At 38.4% G+C, this 13276-nt stretch carries 12 protein-coding genes; 11 read left to right on the top strand and 1 reads right to left on the bottom strand.

From position 1 onward, the window contains the following. The first annotated feature begins 25 nt into the window (after positions 1-25). The 10 genes from LVD47_RS14980 (at position 26) to LVD47_RS14935 (ending at position 10321) form a co-directional block, all read left to right on the top strand. Complete coding sequence (locus LVD47_RS14980; protein ID WP_236978275.1) at positions 26-718, top strand: DUF6438 domain-containing protein; 693 nt, start codon at positions 26-28, stop codon at positions 716-718. Between the two features lie 580 nt (positions 719-1298). Next, on the top strand, positions 1299-1718 hold the full coding sequence (locus tag LVD47_RS14975; protein WP_236978273.1) for a YciI family protein: 420 nt from the start codon (positions 1299-1301) through the stop codon (positions 1716-1718). A 1-nt stretch (position 1719) separates the two neighbouring features. Then, positions 1720-2127: an EVE domain-containing protein gene (locus LVD47_RS14970; RefSeq protein ID WP_236978270.1), complete on the top strand. Its 408-nt coding sequence runs from the start codon at positions 1720-1722 to the stop codon at positions 2125-2127. 240 nt (positions 2128-2367) lie between these two features. Beyond that, entirely contained in the window at positions 2368-4401 is a 2034-nt protein-coding gene (locus tag LVD47_RS14965; protein WP_236978269.1) for an NHL repeat-containing protein, read from the top strand. Positions 4402-5400: 999 nt separating this feature from the next. Further along, positions 5401-5961 (top strand): helix-turn-helix domain-containing protein, encoded by a 561-nt coding sequence (locus tag LVD47_RS14960; protein WP_236978267.1) that lies wholly within the window; start codon positions 5401-5403, stop codon positions 5959-5961. 175 nt (positions 5962-6136) lie between these two features. Further along, the gene (locus tag LVD47_RS14955; RefSeq protein WP_236978265.1) at positions 6137-6361 is read left to right on the top strand and encodes a general stress protein CsbD; all 225 of its coding nucleotides are present in this window, start codon (positions 6137-6139) and stop codon (positions 6359-6361) included. A 442-nt stretch (positions 6362-6803) separates the two neighbouring features. Next, the gene (locus LVD47_RS14950; RefSeq protein WP_236978263.1) at positions 6804-6977 is read left to right on the top strand and encodes a hypothetical protein; all 174 of its coding nucleotides are present in this window, start codon (positions 6804-6806) and stop codon (positions 6975-6977) included. 197 nt (positions 6978-7174) lie between these two features. Then, complete coding sequence (locus LVD47_RS14945; protein WP_236978261.1) at positions 7175-7465, top strand: GroES family chaperonin; 291 nt, start codon at positions 7175-7177, stop codon at positions 7463-7465. 14 nt (positions 7466-7479) lie between these two features. Beyond that, positions 7480-9060: a chaperonin GroEL gene (gene groL / locus LVD47_RS14940; protein ID WP_236978259.1), complete on the top strand. Its 1581-nt coding sequence runs from the start codon at positions 7480-7482 to the stop codon at positions 9058-9060. An 880-nt stretch (positions 9061-9940) separates the two neighbouring features. Beyond that, a complete protein-coding gene (locus LVD47_RS14935; RefSeq protein WP_236978253.1) occupies positions 9941-10321 on the top strand; it encodes a helix-turn-helix domain-containing protein in 381 nt (126 codons plus the stop codon). Between the two features lie 21 nt (positions 10322-10342). Here LVD47_RS14935 and LVD47_RS14930 read toward each other — a convergent pair whose 3' ends face one another. Next, positions 10343-11884 (bottom strand): acyl-CoA carboxylase subunit beta, encoded by a 1542-nt coding sequence (locus tag LVD47_RS14930; RefSeq protein ID WP_236978250.1) that lies wholly within the window; start codon positions 11882-11884, stop codon positions 10343-10345. Positions 11885-12012: 128 nt separating this feature from the next. Between LVD47_RS14930 and LVD47_RS14925 the strand changes: the two genes are divergently transcribed. Then, positions 12013-13221, top strand: a complete 1209-nt coding sequence (locus LVD47_RS14925; RefSeq protein ID WP_236978247.1) for a pyridoxal phosphate-dependent aminotransferase — start codon at positions 12013-12015, stop codon at positions 13219-13221. The last annotated feature ends 55 nt before the right edge of the window (positions 13222-13276 follow it).

Here is a 13276-nt window from a genome sequence, read left to right as displayed (position 1 = left end):
ATTAGTAGTTAAATTTTTTCCATCCATGAAAATATCCCTTCTCCTTCTGTTGACTTTAGCGATTCACTTCTCGTGCTCCTCCCCTAAGCACCTTTCAGAAGTAAGCTCCGAAGAAACCTTGTTGAAATACTCCAGGTCTGCCTGCTTCGGAACCTGCCCGGTATATGAAGTCCTACTTACTCGTTCTGGTACAACTTATTTCGTGGGAAAACGATTCGTTCCTATAATGGACACCTTGTCTTTCACTCTTGATTCCAGAACACTCCGGGATATCAAAGCGATCCAAAACCTTGAATCCTATCAAAATATAAAGCCCGCTGAATCTAATGTCGAAGTAATGGACGTTCCCGTGCTCCATTTCTCGGACCGGAAAAAGGGAATAAACCTTGAATTAAAGATGAATATTCCCGGCGAAATACAAGCCATTACAGACAGGATAGACAGGGAACTGACTGCACGCTATTTTTTACCAGGTGAAGGAGAAAATGCCCTGGTCCGCCAAGAAATTATTCTCGAATTTGTCCCGGAAATCGACCCTTTTGATTATAACCAATCCTTTCGGTTCTATGAATTAAATTACATGGATAAAATCGCTGATAATATATATTTATTCCGTTTAGTCACTACCCAATCTTTAATTGGGGATGCCCTGGCTGACCTCACCACAAAAGATGCCATCATTGCCGCCCAGAAAAATCATGAATTGGAACATAGGTAAGAGCCTGCTCATCCCGAAGGCAGCACTTCGTGAAAATCTATTCGCAGACTATCCCGGGGCGTCGCATTAGGAAGAATTAAAATTTAACAAATATAAAAATTAACGTTACGAAATTGATTCTGAAGTGCCTTCTACTAGTACAAATTGATACTTTTTTGGCCTTTTAATCATCCATTCCTTAGGTTTTAGCTAAGAGCCCCAATGGTATCGCCATGTGAAAAGGCACCCATCGAAGGACGTTGGGTCAAGAGTGCCTTTCCCTTACCATACAACAATTGCAGAAACTATGATCTACCAAAATGTCAAAACAAGCTAATGGAAGGCACTTATTGATTGTCTATCGATATCCAATAAGGTGTTATATAAAATATATGCTAATTCCTTCTTCCTCTGTATGAAGGCCTTCGGGAACAAAATTCATTAAATTCTTCGCCTGATTGTGTTGTTAAATGTCTTGCATTATGAAAATGTAAACAACTTTTAATTTTGCCCCTTCGGATAGGATCGAAATTCGAAAATCATCAAAAATTGTGTATTTTACCCTGGATAAGGATTCGGTTACAACATCTAATATTTCAAAATGAAAAGATTAATCATCCTCATGCTCTTTGGTTTTACTCTTCAATTGGGCCTCGCCCAAAACTTGGAAAGTTTGCAGCCCAGAACATTTGAATACCAGGAAGGGGACACTACTTTCGTGATGAAGCAATATTTTATGTGCTTTCTTAAAAAGGGCGATAATAGAGAGCAGGATGAGAAGGAATCCGCTGAACTCCAAAAAGCCCATTTAGCACATATTAACCAACTGGCAGCCGACAAGAAAATATGTATTGCCGGCCCTTTTGGTGATGATGGGGAAATACGTGGGATATTGATTTTTGCAACGGCTACGATGGAAGAAGCAAAACAACTTGCTGAAAATGACCCAGCTGTAAAAGCCGGAAGATTAAAAGTCGAATTACATCCCTGGTGGGCAGCTGTCAACTCCAAATTATTTTGATATGAAATATTGGTTAGTTAAATCCGAACCCGAAGAATACAACCTTGAAGACCTCATAAATGATAAAACTGGAACCTGGGACGGTGTACGCAATTACCAGGCGCGCAATTTTATGCGACAAATGAAAATCAATGATCTTGTTTTCATTTATTATAGCGGGAAAAATTCCCGAATCGCCGGACTGGCTAAAGTAGTTTCACCCCCTTTTCCGGATCCTACTGACGAAACCGGGAAATGGTCAGCCATCCACATGGAATTCGTAGATAAATTCCGCCACCAACCTACCTTAAAAACATTGAAACAGGAACCGGTTTTCCAGGATTCTTTTCTCGTCAGGAACAGCCGGTTATCCGTGATGCCTGTTTCTCAGGAAGAAGCGGATGTGATCTATAGCCTAATGTTGAAATAAACCATCTAATGTTTTCGCACTTACTAGAAATTATTCTATTGCCAACGAAATAAGTGCTAGATTCTCCATAATATAAAGGTATGGATAAATGAAATTTTTCGCAATTTAAACCGTTTCTGGCTTCACAGACCAATATAATTAAATAAACATTTAAAAATTTGCAATTAAACAATACAATTGTATTTTTATTTCAAAAAATACAATACGATTAATCCTATTCTTTATCCCTAAATTAAAGTTATGTCTAATCAAATTATTATTAAAGGAAATGTATCATTTGACCAGTCAAATGCCGTAGTAGCAACAGTAAAGTTGTGGGAATCCAATCATAAGGATGCGCTTGACGCATGTGCTTTAAAAGCAGGTTCAAACGGTACATTCACCCTGGAAGCTACCCCTGAATCGGATCATCCTGTTCTCTACATCACGGCTGAATTGGAAAATCCTGAAGTCGTCCTCCTATCGGTTTTATCGCCTAATTGGCAGGAAGATATTTCAAAAAACGGAGTGGTCATAAATGAGTTGACTACCGTGGCTTCAGCCTTTACATGTGCCCAGTTTTTTACCGGGCTTCAGTTATCCGGGGATCAACGGGGAGTATCGATAGCAGCCAAAAACACCCCTAATCTAATCAACCCGGTAACAGGGTCCTGGGGTGACGTACTCATGGACCCATTCAACATCACCCAGAATGAGACACTCGCCCGGCTGAACACATTAGCAGCCCTGATCACAGCATATGATACGGAACATACTAATGGAGACCAATGGAAGGAAGATTTTTTGAAATACACAACACCCTTAGAAGGCAAAAAGCCAGGAAATACTGCCGAGGCTATGATCGGAGTTGCCCTTGGCCCCTGGGCCTATCCTACAGAATTATTTAGCCTCTTTGATAAATCCTATCCCCAGCCGGCTGATGGTTTCCCTGCCAAGCCCAATAGTAAAGTGCCTGTCAGCCGGAGGAATTCCCCTTTTGTACCTTATTTAAGTTTTGCACCGGATGATTTTGCTATGATTTTAGCTTTTGGTCAGGGTGGCATCTGTGCGCCTGGGAAGCTATCCCTGGATGAAGAAGGGAACTTGTGGACAGGGTTAAACTGGATGCCGGGAGCCCAAAATGGAGTTTACCAGGGCATTGGCGGAGGGCTTGTCAAGCTCGATTCAACCGGAAGACTATTATCACCTCCCGTGACAGGTTTTACCGGCATGGGTGTAGACGGAGCAGGCTGGGGTACAGCAGTTACCAAAGACGGCACTTGCTGGGTAACGAGTTTTAATGGCTCTATTGGTGTATACAAGTTGGAAGATGGTTCCCCCGTCATTGAGGAAGTTCCGCAAGAACTGGCTGAAGCCTTAAATGAAATCGGAGGTTTGCAAGGTATTGGAGTGGCACCAAATGGAGATATTTGGATTGTAGGGACTTCGTCCAATCAGATGCTTCATTTCCCGGAAGGAGATCTTTCCAAAGGCAGGGTCGTAGTAAATAAAGATCTTACCGATGCACTTTCTGCTCCTTTTGCAGCTTCGATCGATAACTCCAACCGGGTATGGATCAGCAATACGAACGGTAAATCTTTGGTGCGATATTCCCCGTCTGAAAAAGACACTCCGGTAGAACGTTTTATCCTGGCAGGTGGTGGTCGAGGAGTAGCTTTGGATTCCAAGGGGAACTGCTGGGTTGCCTGTAATACGAGCCCGGACTTCCCTTCTACTACCCCTACGGATGGGGTTTCAATCATAGAGGGGTTTGCATTGGGTTATCCGCACCTCGACCAAACTGTCGGACACAACCAAACTACAGGATCAGTCTTTATGATACCCTCAGATGCCAGACCAAAGGACACAATAGATAAAACCACACACAAGTCGAATTTGCAAGCGTTTGGCGATGGTGAACTTAGTGCACCCTGGGGGATATCTGTCGATGGCAATGATGATGTCTGGGTAGCCAACTTTATGGGCAGAGGGGTTTCTTTTATGGCTGGCGCTTCCCCTTCCGGACGCTCAGATGGATATAAAACAGGTGATTTAATTCACACCATCCATTCCGGAAGTATACAGATGCTGACCGATGTAGTGGTTGATCAGGCGGGCAATATCTGGTGTGCCAACAACTGGAATCTACCTCAAACCGTAATGGCATCAAAACCCGACCCCGCTTATTCGACATGGGGAGGAGGGTCTGGTGTATTGGTCATCTATGGAATCGCAAAGCCCGCACAAACGCCTCTCACAGGACCTGTTAGTAGTGTTCCCTATCCCAAATTATAATTAATTGCCGTCAAAAGGGCGTTCTGGGATCCGTCGGTAAACAAATAAAGAGCTATACAAGAATGGGTAATAGCGGTTAATATATTATCTATCTCGCCGAAGAGACCTTTACTTCACTGTGTGCCACCTCTCACAAGGAATAAAGTTAATTTAAATTATAAATAATGGTCAATTAAAAATCTAATTTTGGCAGGCACTTCTTGATTAGGTAAATAAAGGATAGACAACTATTTAAGATACAATGATTATAATTAATCAAGAATCTATTACCAACTACGATCTATTTTAAGGATAAATATTTCTTATAAAACATAGTAGATTTATGAAAAAATTAAATCTGAAAATTATTTGAAAAGACGCCTAATAAGATTACGTCCTGGCTATGCCCTGGTTTTCGCAAATCCCGTCAATTATTCTACAGGCAACAAAATATAGTTTCACCTGGGTCAGCTACAAGGTGATTGAAAATTTCGATATCAGTGCGAGACCAATCTCTTCTTCTACCAAGTCGAAAAAGCATCCAGAGAACCTTCTCTAAATCACCTTTGTTCAATCAACAACTAATATCCTAAAATCTGCCACTTCATGAAGAATGGATTACAATTTCATTTACAGAAAAAATTCCATACAACATTTTTCATACCTTAATTGTTACCAAACTATAATAAATCTTCCAAAGGACATGACTCCATTCTTTCATATGAAATCTAAATCTTTATGGAGGAATTCACGAAAAGAAAGCTTTAGTACTACAGTTTGACCAGATCATAATATGATTCGAAATGTAGGTCATCGAAAAATGGTTTTTTCGGTTGGGGATAACAGACAAAATCGAGGTTGCACCAAGCGATGTTTTGAAATATCAATTTCACCAATTGAAAATGGTAAAAATATTCATGGAATGGAATATTATATTACATCAAGGATTCATGGATCGATCTCCTTTGACATGATATCAATCGTCTCACGCTTAATAATATAAGAAATGTAACTATTCAAATGAAAATATATATTAAATATATGGTTAGTCTTAGGTGCAAAATATTGGTCACTGAAGAACTAAATAAGCTGGGCCTTTACAATTTCACAGTTACCCTGGGATTGATTGATATGCTAGAAAATATATCTATTGAGCAAAGGGAACAATTACGTTTGAGTTTGCTTAAATCCGGCCTGGAAATATTAGATAATCGAAAAAGTATTTTAATTGAAAAGATTAAAACACTGGTCATTGAGATGATTCATTATTCTGATGAACTACCCTCAATTAATTATTCGGATTATTTAAGTAAGAAATTGGGGTATAATTACACCTATCTGGCTAATGCATTTTCTGAAGTTAAGGGGATAACCATACAACATTTTATAATTATTCACAAAATAGAGCGCGTAAAAGAGTTACTGATCTATAATGAATTAAACCTTACAGAAATCTCTTATAAATTAAATTATAGTAGTGTTGCACACCTATCCTATCAATTTAAAAAAATTACAGGGCTTACACCTACATTCTACAAAAATTTGAAAAATAAACGAAAGGCAAATTTGGAAGACTTATGAAAGGGATTCCTTATTAATATTTTATCTTTCCTCCCTGTTAGTCCAACCCAAAAGGAATCCTACATAAGTGTGATTTATATAACAAATAGAATGAAAGATGTAACGTATACTTTCAAAAATGAACCACCTTGTGCTATTGTAAAAAATTTATTTTACAAGATAAATTGAAAGTGTTATGAATTCATCAAAAGAAAATCCTCTTGAAAATTTTAAAATCACAGGTAACTGGACTGATCAATCAAAAAAGTTAAAAGAAAAATACTCGCAATTGACTGATGAGGATCTAAAATTTGAAAATGGAAAGGAAAACGATCTTTTCAAAAGAGTGGAATCACGATTAAAAAAGGGCCGACAGGAGGTGATAAATATCATCAAGAAAGTACAGCCGTCCAAAGCATAGCCCATACCGACTGGGTACAATTAGATATTAAAAGAGGAGGCTCTATGCCTTCTCTTTTTCATCTACAACCATTATAACACTTGAAAAAGAACTAAATAGAAAAAGCAAAATTATTTACGACTGCCACGAAAGTAGAGTATATGCCTCATTATTTAGTTATCAAAACAAGTGTAAAATACTATCGGAAACTTATGTGCGATTTTATTTGATTCTTGAACAATGATGACCGAACGGATTTCGTATTTTGATAATATTATATTGGTAATGGAAGGAATGGCTGAAATTCTGTTTAATGATGAATCCAATAAACTTAAAACTGGCGAATCCATTATTATACCAGCTCACTCTTGCAGTACCATCAATGGTTATACACACTCTAAAACGTTGTCCTCTTTAATCAAAAACGAATACAAATATATAATTCTTTAAAATATATTATATAATGGAAAATATTTTCAAAGAGGGTGATTACGTCTGTGACAAAACAAATCCCAATATAAAATTAATCGTAAGACGTTATGTTGATCGAATCTATTACTGTAAAGTTGTTAACAACCCCCTGCACAAAGACCTGGTCTTTTTTGAAAGGGAAATTCAATATTACAAAGAGAAATAAATGGATATAATCAGAACACTTTAAGGAACAATAAATTATGCCTTTACAAAGATAACCAATATTACATACTAAGGGTTTTGAGTACAAAACCGGTGAAAAAGAAACACACTCGATCAAAAGTCGAAAAGAATATGAAAAACAAGGGCGAAAGGGATATTGACAATTAAAAACTTACAACTCATTAAATCAACAACAAAATGAAATTAAGTATACAACCACTAGGAGACAGGTTTCTGATTAAAGAGGGATTGGCAGAAGAAAAAACACGGGGCGGAATTATAATTGCCGATACGGCAAAAGGTAATTTATTAAAAGGCACCATTCTTGCGGTAGGCATATCCATCCCAAATAATTCCACTCCATTAAAAATTGGTGATTCCGTATTATACCGGAAAGACTCAGGTATAAAAATACACATGGAAGGGATCGTATCTCTCCTGGTAAATGAATCCGATATTTACGCAATTATCCAAGATCACAACCAATAGATCACAACCTACACATGAAAAAACAAATATATTTCGGAGAAAATGCCCGTACGATTTTAAAACAAGGGGTGGATGCCTTATCCGATGCGGTAAAAACCACATTGGGGCCTAAGGGACGCAATGTGGTTTTGGAAAAGTCCTTCGGCCCTCCTTTTATAACGAAAGATGGAGCAACTGTAGCGAAAGAAATTGACATGGGACAGATACCAATGAATACAGGAGTATCCATAATAAAGCAAGTAGCTTTAAGAACTTCTTCTAGTGTTGGGGACGGTTCTACAACCGCCACTGTATTAGCTCAAAAAATAATCTCGACAGGGTTGAAAAATGTAACCGCCGGAGCCAATCCGACTGAAATAAAAAAAGGCATTGATTCAGCCGTTGTTCAAGTGATTTCACATTTACAATTATTGTCAAAACAAATAGATGATGACTTTACATTTATACAAAGTATAGCTACGGTCTCTGCTAACGGTGATCAAACAATTGGCAAACTAATTTCAGACACAATAAAAGAAATAGGAAAAGAAGGCCTAATAACTATAGAGGAAGCGAAAGGAATGGAAACCAGCATAAGAATAGTCGGAGGTATGCAGCTAAATAAAGGATTTGTATCTTCTTACTTCGTTAATCATCCCGATAAAATGACGGCCGAATTAGAGAATCCCTATATATTGATTTGTGACCAAAAAATATCAAGCATCCACGCAATCCTTCCATTATTGGGGGAAATTGCCAAAAAAGGTCGCCCGTTACTTATTATTGCAGAAGATTTGGACGGAGATGTTTTATCTACCCTGGTAATCAATCAGCTGCGAGGTATTCTTAAAATAGCTGCTATCAAAACACCATCATTTGGAAACCATAGAAAAGATATACTTGAAGATATTGCTACGTTGACCGGAGGTGTCGTCATATCCGATAAAATAGGAATTACACTGGAAAACACCTCAGTTAAGGACCTTGGAACCGCAGAGAAAATAATCATTGACAAAGATTCGACAACCATCATCAATGGTAGTGGTAAAAATGAAGTCATCAATTTAAGAATCAAGTCAATTAGATCCCAATTAGCTAAATCAAGTTCTAAATCAGAAATAAAAAAGTTTGAAGAAAGAATCGCTAAATTGTCAAGTAGCGCAGCCATACTCAAAATAGGGGCCTTTACAGAACTGGAAATGAAAGAAAAAAAAGCCCGTGCCGAAGACGCATTACACGCCGCAAAAGCTGCTATTGAAGAAGGGATACTTCCTGGCGGAGGGTGCGCTTTTATTAAATGCAGCGAATACATCAAAAAAATGAGGGGAGAAAATGAAGATCAACAGACGGGAATTAATATCCTCAGGCTCGCTTTGGAAGAACCCTTGAGACAAATCCTAAAAAATGCAGGTGTCAGTGGTTCTTCGGTAATTATCGATAAAATAAGAAATAGTCAATTCAATTACGGATACAACGCTGAAAGTAACCAGTTTGAAAATTTATTTGAAACAGGAATAATTGACCCCTTCAAGGTCTCTCGAACTGCTCTCGAAAATGCTGCATCTATCGGTGGGATGATGCTTCTCAGTGAATGCCTTATAAGTGGTGTGTCATGATGTGATTAATAAAATAAAAAAAACTCAAAGTATTTGCGAAAATGTGATAAAAGCATAACATATCAAATAATTCTCCCATGTAAGTTGATCATATACTGTCAGATCAAATAATGCTTATTACATAATATGTAATAGAACTACTACCATATCCAATTTGTCATATTATTTATTAGGTAAATTCATTACCTTCCCATTCTCTTTTTTCGGTGCAATAATCCCCAAAGATGTAATTCATCCAGAACTTTTTCAAGGGACATACTGGGATTTGTTATTAAATATTAAATTATTAATAACCAGTAAGATATCTCCCGCATACCGTACCAAATATATTCTCTCTTATCTTTGGGACTATTATTTAGCCTGTTTATTTGAAAACAAAAGTCCGTTTTGCCTCCTGGCAACTACTGTTCCTTGAAGCTGTAAACAAATATTCAGAGACACAAAAGGAAACATACAAATTACTGTAATAATATAAGTAATACTACATTATTTATTACGAAACATCTGTTACTATATTAATATCGATGTAGTCAGTCAGTAAATTTTACATCATATTTATAAAATCTGATCTAGGACACCAGTTATCATCTACACAATAACACAAATATACTAATAGCAACCAAATTACTTTATTCTACTATTTTTTTTACTAACTTAACGTTATAATTTATAAAAAGATCGCACATTAGGATTAAGTTATCATACGAACATTAATCCATTTATGTCTTTCTCAGACTTAATCAAAATATTTAAAACTGGACTTCTTGAAATCTTAGTCAAACTACTGAAACAGCCATTGGGGAAGCAAAATAATATCAATTACAGTATGGGGAGTCCTTTTGATAAAGTGATATGTAAAAGACTATGAAAATGAAGTATTATGGATATCCTTAAAAACATTCGCCACATACGGGAAATTCGATTATTAACGCAGGAAGTAATGGCAAGCGAAATGGGGATCAGCCAATCAGCATACAACAAAATAGAAACAGGGCAAACACAACTAACACAAGTTAAATTAAAAAAAATAGCGGAAATTTTCGAAGTCGAAGTAGACACTCTCATTAAGTTTGACCCAGAGGTCCAGTTATCTCCGCCAAAGAAATCCTGTCCCCCAAACCAGGAAGCCTTTTCTCCCGACCTCCGGGAGGTATACGAAAAACAACTTAAAGAAAAAGACAAAAAGATTATCATATTACTTCAACAGGTGAAGTTTTTACAGAATATAATTGATCGGTTAAAGACAAATAATTCCGACTAATCTCCCCTGTATTCACTCCATTTACATCGGTATATTTCCATGTTTACGCTGAGGGCGTTCTTTATGTTTATTTTTCAACGACCGGAAAGAACGGATAAGGACTCTCCGGGTATGTGAAGGGATAATAATATCGTCTACAAAGCCCTTTTCTGCCGCCTTATAGGGATTGGCAAAAAGTTCGTTGTACATCTTTTCCTTTTCTTCCACAACGCTCTCCGGTTCATCACTCTCTTCAATTTCCTTTCGAAATATAATTTCGGAAGCCCCTTTGGCGCCCATAACTGCAATCTCAGCCGATGGCCAGGCGTAATTGAAGTCAGCCCCAATATGTTTGGAATTCATTACACAGTAAGCTCCGCCATATGCTTTCCGCGTGATCACGGTAATCCGCGGTACGGTAGCTTCGCAAAAAGCATACAATAATTTGGCACCATTCGAGATAATTCCATTCCATTCCTGGTCGGTGCCCGGTAAAAATCCAGGTACATCTTCCAACACCAACAGTGGGATATTAAAACAATCACAAAAACGCACAAAACGAGCGCCTTTGGCAGAGGAATTCACATCCAAAACACCAGCCAGATTCGCCGGTTGATTAGCAATTATGCCAATACTCATCCCGGCCAACCGACTAAATCCCGTGATTAAATTAGCTCCAAAGTCTTTATGGATTTCAAAAAAACTACCTGGATCCACAATGTTGTCAATGACCTTGTGCATATCATAAGGACTATTGCTACTTTCCGGTATTATATCATCTAAAAGTTCCCTGTATTCATCGTCCAGTTCGTAAGGAAGATCTTCCGGGTGTTCTTCATTGCTGGAAGGAAGGTAACCTAGAAGGCAGCGGATATCATCGATGCATTCAGAATCATTGATCGCCTTCCGGTGAGCAACGCCCGATTTGCGGGTATGGGTATCAGCTCCTCCGAGCTCCTCGGATGTTACGGTTTCATTTGTTACGGTCTTTACTACATTTGGTCCTGTGACAAACATATAGGAAGTATGCTCTACCATAAAGATAAAATCTGTCATCGCAGGACTATATACAGCTCCCCCGGCACACGGACCCATAATTGCAGAGATTTGAGGGATGACACCGGAAGATTTCACATTTCGGTAAAAAATATCGGCATACCCTCCCAGGGAAGCAACACCCTCCTGTATACGTGCTCCACCACTGTCATTCAACCCAATCAATGGAACCCGGTTTTTCAAAGCCATATCCATAATTTTACAGATTTTATTGGCATTGGTCTCCGATAAGGTTCCCCCGAAAACCGTAAAATCCTGAGCAAAAACAAAAACCAATTTACCGTTTACTTTGCCAGATCCAGTCACAACTCCATCACCGGTGATTTTCTGTTTTTCCATCCCAAAATCCGTACTCCGGTGCTTGACAAACCGATCCAATTCCTGAAAAGTCCCTGGATCCAACAATAATTGTATGCGCTCCCTGGCCGTCAATTTTCCTTTTTCATGTTGTCGTTCGATCCTTTTCTTACCTCCTCCTGATTGGGATTCCCCTATTTCATCTTGCAATCTTGACCATTCTGGCTTCATCGGTATATATTTTATTTTTTGTAAAAAATAATTGTTTTTTTTAGAAAGGACTGCATAAACATATGAATTAGATCAAATATTTTCATTTATTTTGTAGCCGCATTTAGTAAATCCATAATATAAATAAAATGAAAAAGTCATTCGAAGACATGATTTCACATCGAGTGAAAAATATGAAAGAATCCGCTACCATCAAAATGGCACAAAAGGCCCGGGATTTGCGTGAGCAGGGACACAAAGTTATAGCCTTAAGTCTCGGTGAACCCGATTTTGACACTCCGGATTATATCAAAGATGCTGCTATTGAAGCATTGAAAGCCGGGAAAACAAAATACACCCCGGTACCTGGTATTATGGAATTACGTCAGGCAATTGTCGATAAATTCAAGCGTGAAAACAACCTCGAGTATACACCTTCACAGATTGTTGTATCAAACGGAGCCAAGCAATCTATCGCCAACGTATGTCTTTCGCTTCTCAATGAAGGAGATGATGCATTGGTTTTTACTCCTTATTGGGTATCATATTATGAAATCATCAAGTTGTGCGGGGCCAATCCCATTTTGATTGACGCCCCAATTGACCAGGATTTCAAAGTTACCCCAGCACAATTAGAGGCATCTATTACACCCAATACAGAAATTGTCATTTTTTCTTCCCCCTGCAATCCTACGGGCAGTGTTTATTCCGAAGAAGAATTGGAGGGATTAGCTGAAGTTTTACGCAAACATCCAAATATCATCGTTATCTCTGATGAAATATACGAACATATTAATTTTGGCAAGCCTCACGTGAGTATTGGCAGCCTTGAAGGGATGAAAGACCGAACCGTTACTGTCAATGGATTTTCCAAAGGATTTGCTATGACAGGATGGAGATTGGGATATATTGGAGCCCCCCAATGGTTGGCCAGTGCCTGCGCCAAAATACAGGGACAAATCACCAGTGGTGCCAATTCATTTAGCCAGTATGCAGCAGTAGTTGCACTAAATGAGCCCTCCAATGCACGCGAAGAAATGAAAGAAAAATTCGAAAAGAGAAAAGGTCTTGTATCACAACGATTAAAGGAGATACCGGATATCCAGGTACCTAATCCCACTGGGGCATTTTATATTTTCCCCAATGTAAGTGCTTATTTTGGTAGGTCAAACGGAGATATTTCTATCGAAAATGCCGATGATTTTGCAGAATATATTCTCACTGATGCGCATGTAGCCATTGTTTCCGGATCTGCATTCGGGAATAACGATTGCGTCCGTATTTCGTATGCAGCATCGGAAGATGACCTGAATACGGCATTGGATCGTATGAAAGCTTCTTTAGCGAAATTGAAATAGTTGGGAAGCTGGAAGTCCGGAGAGGGAAGTCAGAAGTCGAAAACTTGCGGCTGGC

The sequence above is a fragment of the Membranihabitans maritimus genome, from assembly GCF_021729145.1.
Taxonomy (GTDB): Bacteria; Bacteroidota; Bacteroidia; order Chitinophagales; family Saprospiraceae; genus Membranihabitans; species Membranihabitans maritimus.
This window is presented reverse-complemented; position numbering and strand designations above follow the sequence as displayed.